We start from the raw sequence: 18,120 nt of genomic DNA on the forward strand, positions 1-18,120 counted from the left end.
TGACAGCGCCCGCCGGGCCGCCTTGCCTCAGGCCAGCCTGACGATGATCTGCAGCCCCGGCCCGGCGTTGCGCACCGTCAGCTCGCCGCCGTGCGCCTCGGCGATCAGCCGGCACAGGTACATGCCGAGGCCGACGCCGCCGGTGGCGCGCGCCCGTGCGCCGTCGGTGCGGTAGAAGGGCTCGGTCAGCCGTTCGAGCTGTTCGTCGTCCACGCCGGGGCCGTGGTCGCGCACCTCGATCTCGATGCCCTGCTTCCTGCCGTCGAGCACCGCGCGCAGCGACACGCACGGCGGCCGCGGCGCGTCGGCGCTGTAGCGCAGGGCGTTGTCCAGCAGGTTGCGCACCAGCAGGCGGATGCGCATGCGATCGACGGCATGCGGCGGCAGGCCTTCGGCCAGGTCGAGGTGCACGTTCTGCGCACCGGGCATCTCGGCCACGATCTCGCGGATCAGCGCCGCCAGGTCGACCGGTTCGCGCTGCAGCGCCACATGCGGGCTCGCGAGGCGTTCGCTTTCGAGCAGGTCGCTGATGAGGTCGCGCATCTCGTTGAGGTCGCGCAGCAGCGCCTCGCGCTCGGCCTGGCCTTCGGGCGTGATCGGCAGCAGCTCGGCATTGAGCCGGGCGCGCGTGAGCGGCGAGCGCAGTTCGTGGCTCAGGGCGAGCAGCAGACCGCGCTTGGCGTCGAGCATGGCCTGGATGTCGTCGGCCATGGTGTTGATGCGTTCGGCAAGGTCGCCGAGGTCGTCGTTGCGGCGCACCGGAATGGGCTGCGTGAACTCGCCACGGCCGAAGCGCTGCGCGCCTTCGCGAATGTCGATCAACGGCCGCAGCAACCGGCTCACGTAGGCATAGCCCAGCAGCACGCACGACAGCAGCACGCCGAGCGTGGCCCAGCCGGTGGCGCGCGGCGCCAGTTGCCAGAGCTTGGGCGCCCAGCCGAAGATCACGCGGTGGCCGTCTGCGGTGGGGCGGATGAACCACTTGTCACCCCCGAACACGTCTTCGCGGTCGTGCATCCAGCCGCCGGGGCTGTTCGCTCCACCGGGGTTGGAATCCCAGTTGACCTTGGGGCCGACGATGCGGATGGTGATGGGCAGCCGGGCCACCAGCGCCTGTGCGCGCGCCACGTCGGGCGGCGTGCCGATCTCCGAGACCAAGCGGTCGGCGTAGTCGGTCAGCATCGGCTTGGCGGCTTCGGCCCAGCCGGTGGAAAAGGCCTTCTTCATGCCGCCCATGAACACCGCCGCCATCACCATGGCCAGCACCACGAACATCAGCACCAGCCGCACGCGCAGCGAGCGGCGCCAGCGGCGCTTGCCCTGCACCTTCTCGTTCCAGCGCGCATGCCACTTCGCATGCCAGTCCTCACGCGATTGCTCGTCGCGGCACTCCTCGCCGCGCCACCTCATCCTGCGGGATTCCCGACGGCCGAGACTCATTGAAATACCTTCGCGCTTCGCGCTGCGGTGCGAGCTTGCTTGGGGCGGCCCGGCGCTGCGCTCATGCAGGTTCGCTTCGTGCCACGGCCAGCGCGTAGCCGGCGTTGCGCAGCGTCTTGATGCAGTCCAGCGGCTCGAGCTTCTTGCGCAGGCGGCTCACCACGATGTCGACCGCGCGGGTATAGAGCTCGGCCTCGTGACCGCGCAGGCGGTTGAGGATGTCGTCGCGGCTGAACACCTTGCCGGGTTCGGCGGCCAGCAGCGCCAGCAGTTCGAACTCGGTGCCCGTGAGCTCCACGCGCTCGCCATGGCGCAGCACCTGGCGCCGGTCGAGGTCGATCGACAGGCCGTCGAACACGCGGTGCTGCGTGCCGTTGATCATCGCCTGCGGCACGCTGCGCTGGCGGCGCAGGATGGTCTGCACGCGCGCCACCAACTCGCGCGGCTCGAAGGGCTTGGGCACGTAGTCGTCGGCGCCGAGCTCGAGGCCGACCACGCGGTCCATCACTTCGCCGCGGGCAGTGAGCATGACGATGGGAATGTCGCTTTCCTTGCGGATCTCGCGGCACAGCGCGAAGCCGTCCATCTCGGGCAGCATGACGTCGAGGATGGCCGCGTCGTAGGTGCCGGCGCGCAGCTTGGCGAGACCTTCGCTCGGGCGCACGGCGCTCTCGAGCGTGCAGCCGAAGCGTGCGAAGTAGGTGGTCAGCGGCGCGGCGAGGTGTTCGTCGTCGTCGATCAGCAGGATGCGCGGCATGGCGGGATTGTGCCTCCTGGCAAGGAAATGGCGGATGACCTCGCTGACCATCAAACCTGCCGGCATCGCACCGCCCAGGTCAGGCCCGTCACGAGGAGTGAGAGCAAAAGCGCGTGGTAGACCACGTCGGGCACGGTGCGCGGACCGATGCCCGCCACGATGGTGCCGAGCCCGACCAGCGTGCCCAGCAACGCGAAGCCCTGGCCGAAGATGGCGGCGCGGCGCGCGTCCTCTGGGCGCAGCCAGGTCTCGACCGTGGCGAGCACCAGCACGGTGGCGATCACCGCTTCGGCGATGCGGGCGTGCCCATGCGCATAGCCCGGCACGATGCGGCCGGCGTGCACCATCGATGCGAGGCCGAGCGCGAGCGCCTCGGTCAGCATCCATGCGCGCGCGGCCTGCGGGCGCATGACGGGGACTGTGCCGCGTTCGCTCACCATGGATCGGCCTTTCCGATGCGGCCCAGGTGCGTGGCGGCAAAGCCCGCCGCGTACTTGAGCCCGTAGCCGAGCGCGCGATCGAAGCCGATGTGGACCAGCCAGATCAGGCTGCCGGCCACCGCCCACGGCATGGCCGCAAGCACGCCGAGCGCCAGCAGCAGCACCGGACCGACGTACGAATGCGCCGCGTTGTAAAGAGCCGCCCCCACGCGCGGCCCCGCGAGGTAGCCCAGCAGCGAGAGATCGGGCGCGAGGAGCCAGAGCGCGAACACGCCCCAGCCCGCGCCGAACTGGGCATAGGCAGCGAGTGCCACGCCGAGCACCACCGCGCCTTCGACCCGCAGCAGCGCACGCACCCCGCCGGCTGCCGCTGCCTGTTCGGGAGATACCGTGGAACCGGCTTCGCCGGTCCACTGCTGTCGCCCCCGGAGAGGGGGAAGGCGGAGCGACACGAAGTGCGCGAAGCCTGGGGTTGAGTGGAGCCTATCCACGATGGCTCCAGCGGCGCCCACCTCGGTCCATGAAGTCGCGCACCTTCTGCTGCTGCGCGGCATTCAGGTTGTCGTAGAAGTCGGCAGCGGCGGCAATGATCTCGGGGCTGCCGTTGCGCACTGCGGCGGTCTTCTCTTCGACCAGGCGCGTGGCGCCGGCCTGGTCGAGCTTGTTGCCCGCGAACAGCGCCTTGAACTGCGAGCGCGGATCGCCCGAGCCGCCGGCGCCACGCATCGCTTCGCGCTGCGCCTGCAGCTTCTCGGCCAGCACGGTGAGCTTCTGCTTCTGGTTGGCGTCGAGTTCGAGCTTGCTGCCCACGCGCTCGATCATCTTCGCGCGGAACTCGGCGCTGTCGCCACCGCCCCAGCCGTGCCGTTGACCGGCACAGCCGGCGATGCTGCCGGCAACCATCGCGGCGCCCGCAAAACCGAAGAGAGTTCGTTTGATCCAGTACTTCATGGTGATTCCTTGTGTTGTCTGTGAGGAGGAAGCTCCATGGTGCGATCTGCACCGGGCCAAGTCCTCTCGCTGCGGTTGCGGCGTGTTTCGTTTTATTGCGACACGCGTGGAGGCGAACCAGACGGCTTACAGGCGGCTGCTCTTGGCGTTGGCAGCCGAGGCGCGCGCGTCGACGGGGTTCTGCATCGTCGAGATGACCTGGCTGTTCACGCGCGAGCTGGCCGACACGTTCTGGTCGGGCGCAGCGGTGGCGCGCACGGCTTCGGCGACGATGCGACCGCGCTCGGTCGACACGGCCATGGTCTCGGCGCCGCGCGAACCGCGCACCACGTTCTGGTTGGGTGCCGATGCAGTGCTCACGGCTTCGGCGCTGACGTCGGCGCGGCTCTTGGCTGACACGGAGGGCTGCACGCCCTCGTAGCTTTCAGCCTTGGCGCCGGCTGCTGCGAGCATGGCGAACGAGCCGACGGCAATGATCTGGGTCAGGGAGAGAGATTTCATGATGCAGGCCTTTCTTTCAGGGTTGGAAGAGGAGGCCTGATCGTGCTTGCAGGGTTCCCGCAAGTCCTTTCGCCGCAGTTTCGGCGTGTATCGTTTCTTTTCACTCACCCGCCGGGGTGAGTGAAAAGTACGCTCAACCCGCCATCACGGCGGCAGGGTCGTCGGACTCGAGCACGCTCTTGGCCCATGCCTCGAGCTTGCTGGTGTCGGCGCGCAGCACTTCCTGCTTGACCGCAAGAATGCGCGAGGGGTGCATCGAGAAGCTGCGCAGACCCAGGCCCAGCAGCAGGCGCGTGAAGGCCACGTCGCCCGCCATCTCGCCGCACACGGCCACGCCCTTGCCCTGGCGACGGCACTCGGCAATGGTGTCGGCCACCAGGCGCAGCACCGCCGGGTGCGCAGGGTCGTAGAGGTGCGCCACCGATTCGTCGGCGCGGTCGATGGCCAGCGTGTACTGGATCAGGTCGTTGGTGCCGATCGACAGGAAGTCGAAGTGCTTCAGGAAGATGCGCAGCGTGAGCGCCGCTGCGGGAATCTCGATCATGGCGCCGAGCTTCACCGGGCCGTGCACCGCGCCGCGGTTGTCGAGCTCGGTGCGCGCGAAGTCGATCAGCGACAGCGTCTGGCGGATCTCGCTCGCGTGCGCGAGCATGGGGATCAGCAGGTGGATCTCGCCGTGCGCAGCCGCGCGCAGGATGGCGCGCAGCTGCGTGAGGAACATCGCCGGGTCGGCCAGGCTCCAGCGAATGGCGCGCAGGCCGAGCGCGGGGTTCAGGTGCTCCTGCTTGTTGGCCGACTTGCTGTCGAGCGGCTTGTCTGCCCCCACGTCGATGGTGCGGATGGTGACGGGCATGCCCTGCATGCCCTCGACCGCGCGCTTGTAGGCCTGGTACTGCTCTTCTTCGTCGGGCAGGCGGGTCTGGCGCGTGGTCGACTCGCGGCCCATGAAGAGGAATTCGCTGCGGAACAGGCCCACGCCCACGGCGCCGGCCTTGACGGCGCCCACGGTGTCTTCGGGCATCTCGATGTTGGCGAGCAGCTCGACGCGCTGGCCGTCGAGCGTGATGGCCGGCTTGTGGCGCAGCCGCGCGAGCCGGCCGCGCTCGAGATCGCCCTGGCGCTGCTTGAAGCCGTACTCGGCCAGGATGATCGGAGACGGATCGACGATCACCACGCCGGCGTCGCCGTCGATGATGACCCAGTCGTCCTGGCGCACCAGCTGGCTCGCGGTGCGCGCGCCGACCACGGCCGGAATGTCCATGCTGCGCGCGACGATGGCAGTGTGCGAGGTGCGCCCGCCGACGTCGGTGACGAAGCCGGCGAACACGCTCTTCTTGAACTGCAGCATGTCGGCCGGCGAGAGGTCGTGCGCGATGAGCACCAGCGGCACGTCGATGCCGTCGCCCGCGGTGGGGTCGTCGTTGTCGTCGTCCGAGGCGGCGGCGCGCTTGCGGCGCGGCGGGCTCGGCGCCAGCACGGCGGCCGTGCCCTTCATGCGGTGCAGCAGGCGCTCGACCACCTGTTCGAGGTCGGCCTTGCGCTCGCGCAGGTACTCGTCCTCCATCTCGTCGAACTGGCGCGCGATGATTTCGAGCTGCGTGGTCAGCGCCCATTCGGCGTTGTAGAGCCGCTCGCTGATCCAGTGCTTGACGCCGCCGCTCAAGGCCTCGTCCTGCAGCAGCATCTGGTGCACCTCGAGCAGCGCCGCGAGTTCGTGCGGCGCGTCGTTGGGGCCCATCAGCGCGACGTTGGCCTGCAGCTTGGCGAGCTCGTCGGCCACCGCGTTGCGCGCGGTGCGCACACGGTCGATCTCGGTCTCGATCTCTTCGGGCTTGATGAAGTAGTGGGCCACGTCGATGCGGCTCGACACCACCATCACTGCGCGCCCGATGGCAATGCCACGGGCAACAGGGAGGCCGTGGACTGCGAAGGTCATGGGACGGTCCTTACTCGCCTTCGCCGAACTTGTCGTCCATGAGCTGGACGATGGCGTTCATCGCTTCTTCTTCCTGCGCACCGTTGGTCTCGAGCTCGACGGTCGAGCCGATGCCGGCGGCCAGCATCATCACGCCCATGATGCTCTTGGCATTGATGCGACGGTCGCCGCGGGAGAGCCACACCTCGCAGGGAAAGCTGCCTGCGAGCTTGGTCAGCTTGGCCGATGCGCGTGCGTGCAGGCCCAGCTTATTGCTGATGGTCACGGATTTCTTGATCACTGTGCTTTCTTTTTGCCTGATTCTGGGGAGCCGCCACCGCCACCTGCATGACGCCCGCGGTGCCGCCCGCGAGGGCGCGCTGCACCAGCGTCTCCAGAGGCTCATGCCGGTAGGTGACGGCGCGCAGCAGCATCGGAAGATTGACCCCCGCCACCAGCCGCGACCGGACGCCGTCCACCAGCTTCTGCGCCACGTTGCAGGGCGTGGCGCCGAACACGTCTGCCAGCACCAGCACCTGCGAGCGCGGCGTGTGCAGCTGCTGCGCAAGGGTGATGCGCGCGGCCGCCAGCGTTTCTTCGGGCGACACGTTGGGCAGCACGTCGAGCGCGACGATGGCCTGCTCGCAATCGGGAAACACATGCAGCGCGCACTGCCGCAGCGCGTGTGCGAACGGTGAGTGGGCGATGATGAGGATGCTGTTCATGCGGGACGGAGGACGACTCGTCGATTATGCGGGGGCGCCCAGGGGAAGTAGATATACGACATAACGCAGCAGCCCCGAAAAACAGACAACGCCGCGCGAAATGAGACAGCCGTGTGTCCACACCTGTCGCGGGAGGCACTATCAAAACAATAGCGAATGGTGCGATCGTTCACGGAAGCCGCAGGCCCTCGAAGAATGTCTTCGACGCTTCGGCCGAGGAAGGCTTGCCCAGCACGGTGGCTTGGTAAAGCGCCACGGTGCCGTCTTTTTGCGACTGGGCGAACCAGAGCACCTGTACCGGCGCGGCGCCCTGCTGCTTTGGCTGGGCATCGAGCCGCAACGGGGCGGGTGTGGCGGTCGCGCGCTGCACGCTGGCGGGGGCTTGCGTCATCTGCTGCGCTTCCCCCAGCTGGCCGCGCGTGGCAGCGCGCCATGCGTTGAGCCAGGCCTCGGCCTGTTCGGGGCCTTTGGCGGAGGCATGCGCGATGGCGAAGGTCGCGCCGCCGGCTTCGCAACCCGCCATGTCGACCTGCACCGATTCGGCGCCCAGCGGCAGGGCGCGGCTTGCGCGGTCCGGCTTGCAGGGCAGCAGCGCGATCAGGCCCGATTCGGCGACCGGCACTTCGCGCCAGTTGAAAGTAGGGCTGCAGGCTGCGAGCAGGGCTGCCGCGGCCAGCGCCAGCCAGGAAGAAGAGAAAGCGGGCGACGACGGCATGGGGCAGCGATTATCGAACTGCGCGAGGACCACCGGAACGCCGCCAGCACGATCCGGCACGCGGAACTAAAATCGCGCCGCCCTTCTCTTGCTTGAAGCCATGAAAAAATACATCGCCGCTGCCGCCGTCGTCATCGCATTGGCCACCGGCGTGGGCGTGTACCTCGGCTCCGGCGCCACTGCCGCGCCGGCCTCGACCTTCGTGCTGCTCGACGGCACGCAAAAGAGCACGGCGGACCTGAAGGGCAAGGTCACTCTGGTCAACTTCTGGGCCACAAGCTGCGTGACCTGCGTCGGCGAGATGCCCAAGGTCATCGCCACCTATGACAAATACAAGGCGCAGGGCTACGACACGCTGGCCGTGGCCATGAGCTACGACCCGCCGAGCTACGTCGTCAATTTCGCCCAGACGCGCAAGCTGCCGTTCAAGGTGGCGATCGACAACACCGGCAGCGTGGCGCAGGCCTGGGGCGACGTGAAACTCACGCCGACCACCTATCTGGTCAACAAGCGCGGCGAGATCGTGAAGCGCTATGTGGGCGAGCCGGACTTCGCCGAACTGCACAAATTGATCGAAAAGCTGCTGGCCGAAGCCTGATCTCCGGTCTTCCCAACGAAAAGGCGCTCCGAAAGAGCGCCTTTTGTTTTGGCGAAGCGGCTTGCTTATTGGTTGCGGAAGCTGTCGTGGCAGGCCTTGCAGCTCGCGGCAGTCGGGCCGAACTGGGCCTTGAGCGCGTCGAGGTTGCCGGCCTTGGCAGCGGTCACCAGCTTGCCGGTTTCTTCCATCAGCTTCTGCTGGCGCTCCTTGAACTTGGCGTCTTCCTTCCAGACTTCGGGCTTGGCCTTGCCGCCCTCGGTGCCGGCACCAAAGCCGGCCCAGGGCAGCTTCGCCATGTCGGCGACCACTTCGGCATTGGCCGCGGCAACGCTGGCGTCGTAGGGCGCACGGCCGTTGGCCATGGCGCCGAGGCGAGCGAAATGCTGGCTCATCACGAACAGCGCGCTCTGGCGGTACTTGATGGAGTCCTCGGGCTTGGCAAACTGGGCGGCGGCGGGAAGAGACATGGCAGCGCAGGCGGCTGCAAGGGCGAACGAAGCTAGTCTGGTCATCGTGGGTCCTCGTTGTGGGGAAAGCGCCGTCGAATGCGGCACTGCCGGCGAGTGTAGGGGCGGCCCGTGTCCAGCGCATAGCAACAACCCGAAGCAGACGGAGGCCCGGACTTTGCTAATCTGCGCCTTCCGCAGCATTGCGCCCCCTTGGCGCCTTCTTCGATGACCGACTCCTCCGTGGCCGCCTTTCGCGCGGCCTCCGGCCCCGGTGCCCGCACGCGGGTCTGGGACCTGCCGACGCGCCTTTTCCACTGGGCGCTGGCCATCGCCGTCATCGGCATGATCTGCACCGGCCTGGGCGGCGTCATGGAATGGCACTTCCGCCTTGGGTACACGGTGCTTTCGCTGCTGCTGTTCCGGCTGCTCTGGGGCTTCGTCGGCGGGCGCTGGTCGCGCTTTGCGGCCTTCGTCTACGGGCCGGGGTCGGTCGTGGCGTACCTGCGCGGACGGGCCCATCCGGACCATCTGATCGGGCACACGCCGCTGGGCGCGCTGTCAGTGTTTGCGGTGCTGGCGATCCTGGCGTTGCAGGTCGCTACCGGGCTGATGGCGGACGACGAAATCTCGGCGTCGGGGCCGCTCACTCGTTTCGTCTCGGGCGAGGTCGTGAGCCTGGCCACGGGTTGGCACAAGGCGCAGGGCAAGTGGGCCGTGATCGCACTTGTGAGCCTGCATGTGCTGGCGGTGTTGTTCTACGTGCTCGTCAAGCGGCATCGCCTGGTGCGGCCGATGGTGACGGGCGACAAGCTGGTTTCCGCAGAGAGCGGGCAGGTAGCGCCAAGCCGCGACGACGCGGCCTCGCGCTGGCTTGCGCTGGTGTTGTTCGCGCTGTGCGCGGGCGTGGCTTATTGGGTTTCTTCGTTGCGCGTATGAGCTTCTCTGTGTCACGCCCCCTGCCACTGTCGGCGATGCCGGCTGTCGTGCTGCTCACGCCCGAAGAGGCGCACGAGATCGAGGCCGCGCGCGCGATCTTCAGCGACTACGCGGGTTCGCTGGGCATCGATCTGGACTTTCAGGATTTCGACAGCGAGCTGGCGCAGCTGCCGGGCGAATACGCCGAGCCACGCGGCACGCTGTTGTTGGCGCTGGTCGATCCGGTCAATGTGTCGGAAGACGCCGGGCGCCAGGCGCCGACGCTGCAACGTGCCGACGGCACGCTGGCGCATGTGGCGGGGTGCTGCGCGCTGCGGCCGCTCGACAGCGCGGACTACGCAAACGCCGCGGAAATGAAGCGCCTGTACGTACGCCCCGGGTTCCGCGGCCTTGGCCTGGGCCGTCAACTGGCCGAGGCGATCATCGATGCCGCACGCAGCGCGGGATACGGCTGCGTGCTGCTCGACACTCTCGACGACATGGAGTCGGCGCGGGCCCTCTACGAAGACCTGGGCTTCGCGGAGGTGCCGCCCTACTATCACAACCCCGTCGCCGGGGCCCACTACCTCAAAGTAGATCTCTGACCGAAGCGCCCGATCAGCCGCGGGCCTGGGCCAGCAGCGTGTCGGCGTCGCTGACTTCGAACTTGCCCGGTGCCTCGACGTTCAGCGTCGCGACCTTGCCGTCCTTCACGAGCATCGAATAGCGGTTGCTGCGAAGGCCCATGCCACGCCCGGTCAGGTCGAGCGTGAGGCCAGTGGCCTTGGCGAAATCGGCGCTGCCGTCGGCCAGCATGCGCACCTTGGCGCCGGTCTTCTGGTCGCGCGCCCAGGCGCCCATCACGAAGGCGTCGTTCACGCTCACGCACCAGATCTCGTCCACGCCGGCGGCCTTGAAGTCGTCGAAGTGCTGCACGTAGCCCGGCACATGCTTGGCCGAGCAGGTGGGCGTGAAGGCACCGGGCAACGCGAACAGCGCGATGGTCTTGCCCGCCGAAGCCTTGCTCACGTCCACGGCGTTCGGGCCGATGCTGCAGCCTTCGCCCTCGACCTCGGAATATTCCTGCAGGGTGGCCGAAGGAAGGGTGTCGCCGACTTTGATCATTGAATGTGCTCCTGAAAAAGAAAAACGGCCCACATTGTGGGCCGTTTCTAGATGGGCTGTATCGAGCCGGGGATGATCAGACCAGAACGGCCTTCTCGACCAGACGGGTCACGACCCAGTTCTTGGTCTTCGAGATCGGACGGCTTTCCGTGATCTCGATGGTGTCGCCCAGCTTGTACTCGCCCTTTTCGTCATGGGCGTGGTACTTGCTCGTCTTGGCCACGATCTTGCCGTAGAGCTCGTGCTTCACACGGCGCTCGACCAGCACGGTCACGGTCTTGGCACGCTTGTCGCTGACCACCTTGCCGATCAAGGTGCGCTTGAGGGATTTTTTAGCTTCCGTCATGTTCACTCCTTACTTGGCGGCGGGGGTTTCTTGCTGCTTCTGAGCAAGAATGGTCTTGGCGCGTGCGATGTCGCGACGCGTGACGCGCAGCGTCGAGGTGTTCGACAGCTGTTGCGTGGCTTTCTGCATGCGCAGGCCGAAATGGGCCTTCTGCAGATCCTTGATTTCGGCTTGCAGGCCTGCGACGTCCTTCGTGCGCAGGGTTGCGGCCTTCGTCACCTTGGCCGGAGCCGCGGTTTCTTTTTTCTTACGTGTTGCCATGGATGTTCTCCTCTCAGGCGCCGAGCTGGCGAGCGACGAACGTCGTACGCAGCGGAAGCTTGGCGGCGGCCAGGCGGAACGCTTCGCGGGCGAGTTCTTCGGGCACGCCGACGATCTCGAACACGATCTTGCCAGGCTGGATTTCAGCGACGTAGTACTCGGGGTTGCCCTTACCGTTACCCATCCGCACTTCAGCGGGCTTGGTAGAGATTGGCTTGTCCGGGAACACGCGGATCCAGATACGACCACCGCGCTTCACGTGACGCGAAATCGCGCGACGAGCGGCTTCGATCTGGCGCGCCGTGAGGCGGCCGCGGTCGGTGCATTTGAGACCGAAGTCACCGAACGCAACCGAGTTACCCGTGGTTGCGATGCCGGTGTTGCGGCCCTTTTGTTCCTTGCGGAACTTTCTGCGTGCAGGTTGCAGCATGTTTTGTTACTCCGTGAGGGCCCCAGGCACTTGCGTGCCCGGGAGCGACCGATTACTCGGTCTTGGCACCGTCCGCTGCTGCAGCGGGCGCGGCTTTGCGGACGCGCTTAACGGCGGGTTTCGAGTCTGCACCGGCACCGCCGGTTGCTTCTGCGGGCTTGTCGCTGCCATCGGCCGGGGCGGTGTTGCCACCGATCGGGCCACGGGCACCGGCACGCGGGCCGGGACCACGACGGTCGCTGCCCGGACGGTCGCCACCAGGGCGGCCATCACGGCGCGGACCGCGCGGACGACGTTCTTCTTCAGGACGCGGCGTTTCGACGGCCGGCAGGTCGTTACGACCCAGCGTGTCGCCCTTGTAGACCCAGACCTTGACGCCGATGACGCCGTAGGTGGTCTTGGCTTCCGAGGTGCCGTAGTCGATGTCGGCGCGCAGAGTGTGAAGCGGCACGCGGCCTTCGCGGTACCACTCGGTACGTGCGATTTCGATGCCGTTCAGGCGGCCAGCCGACATGATCTTGATGCCCAGGGCACCCAGACGCATGGCGTTTTGCATGGCGCGCTTCATGGCGCGGCGGAACATGATCCGCTTTTCGAGCTGCTGCGTGATGCTGTCGGCGATCAGCTGCGCATCGATTTCGGGCTTGCGCACTTCTTCGATGTTGACCGCAACCGGCACGCCGAGCTGCTTGCCCAGTTCGCGCTTGAGGTTCTCGATGTCTTCGCCCTTCTTGCCGATCACGACGCCCGGACGTGCCGAGTAGATCGTGATGCGTGCGTTCTTGGCGGGACGCTCGATCATGACGCGCGAGACCGAAGCGTTCTTCAGCTTCTTCTTCAGGTATTCGCGAACCTTGATGTCTTCGGCCAGCATGCCCGCGAAATCGCGGTCGCTTGCGTACCAACGGCTGGACCAGTTACGGGTGACCGCAAGGCGGAACCCGGTTGGGTGGATTTTCTGTCCCATATTTCTTCCAGGCCTTCTTAGTTGCCAACCGTCACGTACACATGGCACGTGGGCTTGCTGATGCGATTGCCGCGACCCTTGGCCCGCGCCGTGAAGCGCTTGAGCGTTGCACCTTGCTCGACGTAGATGGTCTTGACCTTCAGCTCGTCGATGTCGGCACCGTCGTTGTGCTCGGCGTTGGCAATTGCCGACTCGAGCACCTTCTTGATGATCACAGCGGCCTTTTTCTGCGTGAACTGCAGAACGTTGAGCGCTTGATCGACCTTCTTGCCGCGGATGAGATCCGCGACCAGACGGCCCTTGTCGACCGACAGGCGGACACCGCGGAGGACTGCACGTGTTTCAGACATGGTCGTTCCTTATTTCTTCTGGACTTTTTTGTCCGCGGGGTGCCCCTTGAACGTGCGCGTGAGCGCAAATTCGCCGAGCTTGTGGCCGACCATCTGGTCGGTGATGTACACGGGCACGTGTTGCTTGCCGTTGTGCACAGCGATGGTCAGACCGATGAATTCGGGCAGGACCATCGAGCGGCGCGACCAGGTCTTGATCGGCTTCTTGTCCTTGGTCGTCACGGCCTTGTCGGCCTTGGCCACGAGGTGGTGGTCGACGAAAGGACCCTTTTTGAGAGAGCGAGTCATTGGCTATCCCTTACTTCTTGCGACGCGACACGATGAAGACCTGCGTGCGCTTGTTGTTACGGGTGCGATAGCCCTTGGTCAGATTGCCCCATGGGTCGACAGGATGGCGGCCTTCGCCAGTCTTGCCTTCGCCGCCACCGTGCGGGTGGTCGACCGGGTTCATCACGACGCCGCGAACGGTCGGGCGAATACCCTTCCAGCGCTTGGCGCCTGCCTTGCCGAGCTGGCGCAGGCTGTGCTCTTCGTTGGCAACTTCGCCGATCGTCGCGCGGCATTCGATGTGAATGCGGCGGACTTCGCCCGAACGCATGCGGACCTGGGCGTAAACGCCTTCACGGGCCAGCAGCGTGGCCGACGTACCGGCCGAACGTGCGATCTGCGCGCCCTTGCCGGGTTGCAGTTCGATGCAGTGGATCGTCGAGCCGACCGGGATGTTGCGGATCGGCAGGGTGTTGCCGGCGCGGATCGGGGCTTCGGCGCCCGACAGCAGCGTTGCACCGGCTTCAAGACCGCGCGGGGCGATGATGTAGCGGCGCTCGCCGTCGGCGTAGCAGACCAGAGCGATGTGGGCGGTGCGGTTCGGGTCGTACTCGATGCGTTCGACCTTGGCCGGGATGCCGTCCTTGTTGCGCACGAAGTCGACAACGCGGTAGTGGTGCTTGGAACCACCGCCACGGTGACGGATCGTGATGTGACCGTTGTTGTTACGGCCGGCCTTCTGGAACTGGGGTTCCAGCAGGGCTGCGTGAGGAGCACCCTTGAACAGGTGGTCACGCGAGATCTTCACCGCGCCGCGTTGGCCCGGCGAAGTGGGTTTCATCTTGATGACGGCCATGATTAAGCGCCTTCCCCGACGAGGTTGAGCTCTTGACCGGCCTTCAGCGTCACATAGGCCTTGCGAACGTTGTCGCGGCGGCCGATGGACTTGCCAAAGCGCTTGGTCTTGCCCTTGGTGTTGAGCACCGACACGCCCTGGACTTCGACCTTGAACATCAGTTCGACAGCGGCCTTGATCTCGGGCTTGGTGGCGTCTTGCAGCACCTTGAAAGTGACAGCGTTCGACTTCTCGCCGACCATCGTTGCCTTTTCGGACACGATCGGGGCGACCAGCACCGCCATCAGGCGGCCTTCTTCGAACGTACGTTCAGCGGCGGTAGGGTTCACGCGGCTCATGCGAACATCTCCTTGAGCTTGTCGACGGCACCCTTGGTGACCAGCACCTTCTTGTAGTGAACCAGCGACACCGGATCGGCGTAGCGGGGTTCGACCACGAGAACGTTGACCAGATTGCGCGAGGCAAGGTACAGGTTTTCGTCGACTTCTTCGGCGATCACGAGCACGGACTCGAGATTCATCGCCTTGAAACGGGCTGCCAGCGGCTTGGTCTTGGGCGAGTCGACCTTGATCGAATCGACCACGGCCAGACGGCCTTCGCGAGCCAGCTGCGAGAAGATGGACGCCATGCCGGCGCGATACATCTTCTTGTTGATCTTCTGCGAGAAGTTTTCGTCAGGCATGTTCGGGAAAATCCGGCCACCCCCGCGCCACAGCGGCGAGGACGTCATACCGGCACGGGCGCGGCCCGTTCCCTTTTGCTTGAAAGGCTTCTTGGTCGAGTGCTTGACCTGTTCGCGGTCCTTCTGGGCGCGCGTGCCTTGGCGTGCGTTGGCCTGGAATGCAACGACGATCTGGTGAACCAGGTCTTCGTTGTAGTCACGGCCGAACACGGTCTCGGGGGCGTCGTACTTCGACGCGGCCTGGCCTTGTTCGTTCAGGAGTTCGAGTTCCATTACTTCGCTCCTTGGGCCGCTTGCGGCTTGGCCTTGACGGCGGGACGCACGGTGACGAAGCCACCCTTCGAACCCGGAATCGCGCCCTTGATGAGCAGCAGTTGACGTGCTTCGTCGATGCGGAACACGTCGAGGTTTTGCGTCGTGCGGGTGACGTCGCCGAGGTGGCCCGTCATGCGCTTGCCGGGGAACACGCGACCGGGGTCTTGTGCCATACCGATCGAGCCGGGAACGTTGTGCGAACGGCTGTTACCGTGCGACGCGCGTTGCGAGCTCATGTTGTGACGCTTGATCGTGCCAGCGTAGCCCTTGCCGATGGAAGTGCCTTGCACGTCCACCTTCTGGCCCACGGAGAAGACGCTCGTCACAGCAATCACGCCGCCAGCCTTGTGCTGACCAGCGGTATCGGCGGTAACGCGGAATTCCTGGATGATTTCGCCTGCTTCGACACCTGCCTTGGCGAGGTGGCCGGCTTCGGGCTTGGTCACGCGCGATGCTTTGCGCGAACCGAACGTCACCTGCAGGGCGACGTAGCCATCGGTCTCTTGGGACTTGATCTGGGTCACACGGTTGTTGGACACATCCACCACCGTGACAGGAACTGCGTCCCCGTCATCGGTGAAGAGACGCATCATCCCCACCTTGCGGCCCAGCAACCCGAGGGAGTTGCTCAGACTCATTTGTTTTCTCCAAAAATGGAAACTCCCTACGCCGCTGCCACTTCAATTGGCGACAGCGTTTGCCGGGCTTCCCCGACAGCGCAAGAAGGTTGATAAATCTCTGCCAGAACGACACCCAATGCAGACGCAGCAAGGGCAGAGCCAACGATTATAGCCCGCGATGCGGGCTCCGCGCAAGCACTGCAGTTGTGGCCGTTTTGAGGGCGCCGAAGCCCCGTTTCCGGGGTCTTTCGCGGCTTATTTCGGCTCTTTGGCCGGCAGTGAGATGATTTTTTCGCCTTCCGCGGACGACTTCATCTCGCCTGCAGCCTTCATGGCCGGGGCGGCCGAGCCGGTCTGCACGGGGATGGCGACGATGCTCATGGCGCCGTTCTGCATAACAAAGACGTTCAGATAGGCGAGACCTTCGCGGTCGCTCGTCACCGTGGCGGTGGCGGTCGTACGCTGGCCGGCGGGAAGGGCCAGGCTGCTGCTTGTGGTCAGGGTCAGGCCGGCATCGGTCGTCAGGCGTGCGGTGGCACCTGCCGGATCGCTCACGCCGTCGAACTGCAGAACGACAGAAACCGGCCGGCCGACCTGGGGCGTGCCCTCTACCCTGAACTGGATCACGACACCGGAATCGTTGGGCTTGCGTGCCGCGACCGTCATAGGCGCAGCATTGCGGGACGAGGCTGCGTGCTTCGCGGTGCGGGGCGCCGGCACGCCATCTGCAAAGACCGGCGCCGACGCGGCGGCTAGCGTCAAGCATACCACAGCGGCAATCGTCGAACTGGAACGGAGGTTCATGGCGGCCTTCCTCGCTGCTACTGAATGATCACGCCGAAGCAGGTGCTGGTGGCGGAATTGTTGAGATCGTTGACAACCAGAACATAGTCGCCAGCCGACAGGTTGACCGAACTGGTGTTTCGGCTCACCACGCCACCTCGATAGATTGCGTAGTTGGGATTAGCGCCCCCCGGCGGGGAGATCGTGAACTGGTAACCACGGTTGGTGGGCGCCGTGAAACGCAGGTACGCGAAGCTTCCGAGCTTGTTTCCGTCACGCTGAGGATCCGCAGCGTTCGTCACACAGGCCGAAGTGGCCGTACCGACCACTGCCTGCTTGTACATCGGCAACGCGATCGACACGCCGCCATCATTGCCCTCCCCCGCGCCGTAGGCATCATTGACCGTGATGCTCTGCCCCGTGAGCAACGCGGCCAGCGTGGATGCACTGCCCTGCGCTGTCGCGTTGAATGCCACGGCGAACGGATGAATCGACGTGACCGGCGCACCGCTCCTGAATAGCGCCCCCGTCATCGTGTCGTGGATCGGCTTGAAACCGACCTGCTGATTCAGATTCCAGAAGATCGACTGAATCGAGGATTCGCGGAACCATCCTCGGTTGGTCGCCGGCCCCTGCGTGAGATCGAGGCTGCCGCCCTGGGCCTGGCCAGGGCCACCCGAATCGACATAGTTGCTGCGCCCCAACGCAATGCCCGACCAGCCGTTGCCCCATCCTTCGGAGAAAGCGAGGCGGCGGTCAATGAGTTCACTCGTGGAGTGCGCGCCGCCCGGCGAATCGTCGCGGCTGAAGGAGGCCTGGTAGTAGTGCCCCCATTCGTGCGCGATCACGGGCGCGTCGAATTCGTCGGTATCCACATCTTCCTTGCCGAGCACGTAGATTTCGGCACCCGAACTCCTTCCGATGAAGAACGTGGTGCCAATCTGGCCCAGCGCGATGCTGCCGCCGGAGTTGGTGTTGTTGACACTCCAGAACACCTTCAGCGACGGAAACGCCGTCGCCGGAGCCACCGACAGCACTTTCTGCATCGCGGTGTAGACCGTGTCCATCACGGCGAACGGCCCGGACACACGCTGGCTGGTGTAGCTCGATCCGCCCCATCCGCTGCCGGCGCGCAGGTCGCGGGTGAGCGCCGCGGTGCCGGTGGAGAATGCCGACGACTGCATGGAATAGATCGCGTTCGACTGCGTGTTATCACGCACGGTGACGTCCCAACTCGGAAGCGCGCCAGTGCGGGTCAGTTGAGCGCGCACGCGGACAACGACGTTCGCGTTTGACGGAACGCTCGCCGAGTAGGCGCCGTTGTCATCGGTGGAAGTCGTGGCCAGTTGGCTGCCACTGGTGGCGTCGAGTACTTCGACAAAAGCACCACGCACCGGTTTGACCGAGATATCGGAATACACGAGGCGGCCACTGGGATTGGGTACCGACTCGTAAGTGGCCGTGCCACTCAGGGCAACTGGCGTCGTCGGAAGCACGGGCAGCAAGGGAATGCCGCCACCGCCTCCTCCCCCACCGCCGCCACATGCGGTCAGCAACGCCGCCGCGATGCAAGCCACCAAACCCGACGCAAAAGAGATGCTTTGTCTCATAGCTGTGCTGCCCTCGTTTCAGCTGTCCGACGCCTCGATGGAGGGAGGCTGTCGTCCGGCGAGGATGCCACATCTGCGCGACATAAAGCACAAAGCCCGCCT

General features: G+C 65.6%; 27 protein-coding genes. 3 read left to right on the top strand and 24 right to left on the bottom strand.

The genetic code is table 11. From position 1 onward, the window contains the following. Positions 1 to 27 precede the first annotated feature (27 nt). The 10 genes from AC07O3_RS05285 to AC07O3_RS05330 form a co-directional block, all read right to left on the bottom strand. A complete protein-coding gene (locus AC07O3_RS05285; protein ID WP_093057756.1) occupies positions 28 to 1,410 on the bottom strand; it encodes a HAMP domain-containing sensor histidine kinase in 1,383 nt (460 codons plus the stop codon). Between the two features lie 91 nt (positions 1,411 to 1,501). After that, positions 1,502 to 2,197: a response regulator transcription factor gene (locus tag AC07O3_RS05290; protein WP_495338774.1), complete on the bottom strand. Its 696-nt coding sequence runs from the start codon at positions 2,195 to 2,197 to the stop codon at positions 1,502 to 1,504. Between the two features lie 50 nt (positions 2,198 to 2,247). After that, positions 2,248 to 2,637: a hypothetical protein gene (locus AC07O3_RS05295; RefSeq protein ID WP_093079069.1), complete on the bottom strand. Its 390-nt coding sequence runs from the start codon at positions 2,635 to 2,637 to the stop codon at positions 2,248 to 2,250. Beyond that, complete coding sequence (locus AC07O3_RS05300; protein WP_307617344.1) at positions 2,631 to 3,089, bottom strand: DUF4260 domain-containing protein; 459 nt, start codon at positions 3,087 to 3,089, stop codon at positions 2,631 to 2,633. The genes AC07O3_RS05295 and AC07O3_RS05300 overlap by 7 nt, the downstream gene beginning before the upstream one ends. Positions 3,090 to 3,120: 31 nt before the next feature. Further along, complete coding sequence (locus AC07O3_RS05305; RefSeq protein ID WP_093057760.1) at positions 3,121 to 3,588, bottom strand: Spy/CpxP family protein refolding chaperone; 468 nt, start codon at positions 3,586 to 3,588, stop codon at positions 3,121 to 3,123. 126 nt (positions 3,589 to 3,714) lie between these two features. Beyond that, on the bottom strand, positions 3,715 to 4,089 hold the full coding sequence (locus tag AC07O3_RS05310) for a DUF4148 domain-containing protein (protein ID WP_495338775.1): 375 nt from the start codon (positions 4,087 to 4,089) through the stop codon (positions 3,715 to 3,717). Between the two features lie 133 nt (positions 4,090 to 4,222). After that, on the bottom strand, positions 4,223 to 6,025 hold the full coding sequence (ptsP, locus tag AC07O3_RS05315) for a phosphoenolpyruvate--protein phosphotransferase (RefSeq protein ID WP_093057762.1): 1,803 nt from the start codon (positions 6,023 to 6,025) through the stop codon (positions 4,223 to 4,225). A 10-nt stretch (positions 6,026 to 6,035) separates the two neighbouring features. Further along, positions 6,036 to 6,305, bottom strand: coding sequence for an HPr family phosphocarrier protein (locus tag AC07O3_RS05320; protein ID WP_093057763.1), 270 nt, complete (start codon positions 6,303 to 6,305; stop codon positions 6,036 to 6,038). Further along, a complete protein-coding gene (locus tag AC07O3_RS05325) occupies positions 6,274 to 6,729 on the bottom strand; it encodes a PTS sugar transporter subunit IIA (protein WP_093057764.1) in 456 nt (151 codons plus the stop codon). Before AC07O3_RS05325 ends, AC07O3_RS05320 begins: the two co-directional genes overlap by 32 nt. Positions 6,730 to 6,898: 169 nt before the next feature. Further along, positions 6,899 to 7,444: a hypothetical protein gene (locus AC07O3_RS05330; protein ID WP_426390641.1), complete on the bottom strand. Its 546-nt coding sequence runs from the start codon at positions 7,442 to 7,444 to the stop codon at positions 6,899 to 6,901. Between the two features lie 100 nt (positions 7,445 to 7,544). On the opposite strand from AC07O3_RS05330, the gene AC07O3_RS05335 reads away from it, so the two are divergent. After that, positions 7,545 to 8,042, top strand: a complete 498-nt coding sequence (locus AC07O3_RS05335) for a TlpA disulfide reductase family protein (RefSeq protein ID WP_093057766.1) — start codon at positions 7,545 to 7,547, stop codon at positions 8,040 to 8,042. Positions 8,043 to 8,107: 65 nt separating this feature from the next. On the opposite strand, the gene AC07O3_RS05340 is transcribed toward AC07O3_RS05335, so the two are convergent. Further along, positions 8,108 to 8,554, bottom strand: coding sequence for a c-type cytochrome (locus tag AC07O3_RS05340; RefSeq protein ID WP_093057767.1), 447 nt, complete (start codon positions 8,552 to 8,554; stop codon positions 8,108 to 8,110). Positions 8,555 to 8,716: 162 nt separating this feature from the next. On the opposite strand from AC07O3_RS05340, the gene AC07O3_RS05345 reads away from it, so the two are divergent. Both AC07O3_RS05345 and AC07O3_RS05350 read left to right on the top strand, forming a co-directional pair. Continuing rightward, positions 8,717 to 9,427 (top strand): cytochrome b/b6 domain-containing protein, encoded by a 711-nt coding sequence (locus tag AC07O3_RS05345; protein WP_495338776.1) that lies wholly within the window; start codon positions 8,717 to 8,719, stop codon positions 9,425 to 9,427. After that, on the top strand, positions 9,424 to 10,011 hold the full coding sequence (locus tag AC07O3_RS05350; RefSeq protein ID WP_093057769.1) for a GNAT family N-acetyltransferase: 588 nt from the start codon (positions 9,424 to 9,426) through the stop codon (positions 10,009 to 10,011). Before AC07O3_RS05345 ends, AC07O3_RS05350 begins: the two co-directional genes overlap by 4 nt. A gap of 13 nt (positions 10,012 to 10,024) precedes the next feature. On the opposite strand, the gene AC07O3_RS05355 is transcribed toward AC07O3_RS05350, so the two are convergent. The 13 genes from AC07O3_RS05355 to AC07O3_RS05415 form a co-directional block, all read right to left on the bottom strand. After that, entirely contained in the window at positions 10,025 to 10,531 is a 507-nt protein-coding gene (locus tag AC07O3_RS05355; protein WP_093079077.1) for a peroxiredoxin, read from the bottom strand. 76 nt (positions 10,532 to 10,607) lie between these two features. Continuing rightward, on the bottom strand, positions 10,608 to 10,877 hold the full coding sequence (gene rpsQ / locus AC07O3_RS05360; protein ID WP_015867662.1) for a 30S ribosomal protein S17: 270 nt from the start codon (positions 10,875 to 10,877) through the stop codon (positions 10,608 to 10,610). A gap of 9 nt (positions 10,878 to 10,886) precedes the next feature. Then, on the bottom strand, positions 10,887 to 11,096 hold the full coding sequence (gene rpmC, locus AC07O3_RS05365) for a 50S ribosomal protein L29 (RefSeq protein ID WP_056589463.1): 210 nt from the start codon (positions 11,094 to 11,096) through the stop codon (positions 10,887 to 10,889). Positions 11,097 to 11,151: 55 nt separating this feature from the next. Next, positions 11,152 to 11,568: a 50S ribosomal protein L16 gene (gene rplP, locus AC07O3_RS05370; protein WP_007838137.1), complete on the bottom strand. Its 417-nt coding sequence runs from the start codon at positions 11,566 to 11,568 to the stop codon at positions 11,152 to 11,154. A 52-nt stretch (positions 11,569 to 11,620) separates the two neighbouring features. Beyond that, the gene (gene rpsC / locus AC07O3_RS05375) at positions 11,621 to 12,535 is read right to left on the bottom strand and encodes a 30S ribosomal protein S3 (protein ID WP_093057771.1); all 915 of its coding nucleotides are present in this window, start codon (positions 12,533 to 12,535) and stop codon (positions 11,621 to 11,623) included. Between the two features lie 17 nt (positions 12,536 to 12,552). Continuing rightward, positions 12,553 to 12,885, bottom strand: coding sequence for a 50S ribosomal protein L22 (gene rplV / locus AC07O3_RS05380; protein WP_007838134.1), 333 nt, complete (start codon positions 12,883 to 12,885; stop codon positions 12,553 to 12,555). Positions 12,886 to 12,894: 9 nt separating this feature from the next. Then, positions 12,895 to 13,173 (bottom strand): 30S ribosomal protein S19, encoded by a 279-nt coding sequence (gene rpsS, locus AC07O3_RS05385; RefSeq protein ID WP_007838132.1) that lies wholly within the window; start codon positions 13,171 to 13,173, stop codon positions 12,895 to 12,897. 10 nt (positions 13,174 to 13,183) lie between these two features. After that, entirely contained in the window at positions 13,184 to 14,008 is an 825-nt protein-coding gene (gene rplB, locus AC07O3_RS05390; protein WP_093057772.1) for a 50S ribosomal protein L2, read from the bottom strand. A gap of 2 nt (positions 14,009 to 14,010) precedes the next feature. Then, positions 14,011 to 14,346 (bottom strand): 50S ribosomal protein L23, encoded by a 336-nt coding sequence (rplW, locus tag AC07O3_RS05395; RefSeq protein ID WP_093057773.1) that lies wholly within the window; start codon positions 14,344 to 14,346, stop codon positions 14,011 to 14,013. Beyond that, positions 14,343 to 14,963, bottom strand: coding sequence for a 50S ribosomal protein L4 (gene rplD, locus AC07O3_RS05400; RefSeq protein WP_019657681.1), 621 nt, complete (start codon positions 14,961 to 14,963; stop codon positions 14,343 to 14,345). Before rplD ends, rplW begins: the two co-directional genes overlap by 4 nt. Further along, positions 14,963 to 15,643 carry a 50S ribosomal protein L3 gene (gene rplC / locus AC07O3_RS05405; protein ID WP_093057774.1) on the bottom strand — a complete coding sequence of 227 codons (681 nt, stop codon included), beginning with the start codon at positions 15,641 to 15,643 and terminating at the stop codon, positions 14,963 to 14,965. The genes rplD and rplC overlap by 1 nt, the downstream gene beginning before the upstream one ends. A 237-nt stretch (positions 15,644 to 15,880) precedes the next feature. Then, the gene (locus AC07O3_RS05410; RefSeq protein ID WP_495338777.1) at positions 15,881 to 16,429 is read right to left on the bottom strand and encodes a hypothetical protein; all 549 of its coding nucleotides are present in this window, start codon (positions 16,427 to 16,429) and stop codon (positions 15,881 to 15,883) included. A 17-nt stretch (positions 16,430 to 16,446) separates the two neighbouring features. After that, a complete protein-coding gene (locus AC07O3_RS05415) occupies positions 16,447 to 18,018 on the bottom strand; it encodes a hypothetical protein (RefSeq protein WP_093057776.1) in 1,572 nt (523 codons plus the stop codon). Positions 18,019 to 18,120 lie beyond the last annotated feature (102 nt).

Source organism: Variovorax sp. GW821-FHT09D05 (assembly GCF_059416325.1).

Coding starts and splice junctions, on each gene's coding strand:
- AC07O3_RS05285 (WP_093057756.1), bottom strand. CDS start 1,410: ATGAGGTGGCGCGGCGAGGAGTGCCGCGACGAGCAATCGCGTGAGGAC.
- AC07O3_RS05290 (WP_495338774.1), bottom strand. CDS start 2,197: ATGCCGCGCATCCTGCTGATCGACGACGACGAACACCTCGCCGCGCCG.
- AC07O3_RS05295 (WP_093079069.1), bottom strand. CDS start 2,637: ATGGTGAGCGAACGCGGCACAGTCCCCGTCATGCGCCCGCAGGCCGCG.
- AC07O3_RS05305 (WP_093057760.1), bottom strand. CDS start 3,588: ATGAAGTACTGGATCAAACGAACTCTCTTCGGTTTTGCGGGCGCCGCG.
- AC07O3_RS05310 (WP_495338775.1), bottom strand. CDS start 4,089: ATGAAATCTCTCTCCCTGACCCAGATCATTGCCGTCGGCTCGTTCGCC.
- ptsP (WP_093057762.1), bottom strand. CDS start 6,025: ATGACCTTCGCAGTCCACGGCCTCCCTGTTGCCCGTGGCATTGCCATC.
- AC07O3_RS05325 (WP_093057764.1), bottom strand. CDS start 6,729: ATGAACAGCATCCTCATCATCGCCCACTCACCGTTCGCACACGCGCTG.
- AC07O3_RS05330 (WP_426390641.1), bottom strand. CDS start 7,444: ATGCCGTCGTCGCCCGCTTTCTCTTCTTCCTGGCTGGCGCTGGCCGCG.
- AC07O3_RS05335 (WP_093057766.1), top strand. CDS start 7,545: ATGAAAAAATACATCGCCGCTGCCGCCGTCGTCATCGCATTGGCCACC.
- AC07O3_RS05340 (WP_093057767.1), bottom strand. CDS start 8,554: ATGACCAGACTAGCTTCGTTCGCCCTTGCAGCCGCCTGCGCTGCCATG.
- AC07O3_RS05345 (WP_495338776.1), top strand. CDS start 8,717: ATGACCGACTCCTCCGTGGCCGCCTTTCGCGCGGCCTCCGGCCCCGGT.
- AC07O3_RS05350 (WP_093057769.1), top strand. CDS start 9,424: ATGAGCTTCTCTGTGTCACGCCCCCTGCCACTGTCGGCGATGCCGGCT.
- AC07O3_RS05355 (WP_093079077.1), bottom strand. CDS start 10,531: ATGATCAAAGTCGGCGACACCCTTCCTTCGGCCACCCTGCAGGAATAT.
- rpsQ (WP_015867662.1), bottom strand. CDS start 10,877: ATGACGGAAGCTAAAAAATCCCTCAAGCGCACCTTGATCGGCAAGGTG.
- rplP (WP_007838137.1), bottom strand. CDS start 11,568: ATGCTGCAACCTGCACGCAGAAAGTTCCGCAAGGAACAAAAGGGCCGC.
- rpsC (WP_093057771.1), bottom strand. CDS start 12,535: ATGGGACAGAAAATCCACCCAACCGGGTTCCGCCTTGCGGTCACCCGT.
- rplV (WP_007838134.1), bottom strand. CDS start 12,885: ATGTCTGAAACACGTGCAGTCCTCCGCGGTGTCCGCCTGTCGGTCGAC.
- rpsS (WP_007838132.1), bottom strand. CDS start 13,173: ATGACTCGCTCTCTCAAAAAGGGTCCTTTCGTCGACCACCACCTCGTG.
- rplB (WP_093057772.1), bottom strand. CDS start 14,008: ATGGCCGTCATCAAGATGAAACCCACTTCGCCGGGCCAACGCGGCGCG.
- rplW (WP_093057773.1), bottom strand. CDS start 14,346: ATGAGCCGCGTGAACCCTACCGCCGCTGAACGTACGTTCGAAGAAGGC.
- rplD (WP_019657681.1), bottom strand. CDS start 14,963: ATGGAACTCGAACTCCTGAACGAACAAGGCCAGGCCGCGTCGAAGTAC.
- rplC (WP_093057774.1), bottom strand. CDS start 15,643: ATGAGTCTGAGCAACTCCCTCGGGTTGCTGGGCCGCAAGGTGGGGATG.
- AC07O3_RS05410 (WP_495338777.1), bottom strand. CDS start 16,429: ATGAACCTCCGTTCCAGTTCGACGATTGCCGCTGTGGTATGCTTGACG.
- AC07O3_RS05415 (WP_093057776.1), bottom strand. CDS start 18,018: ATGAGACAAAGCATCTCTTTTGCGTCGGGTTTGGTGGCTTGCATCGCG.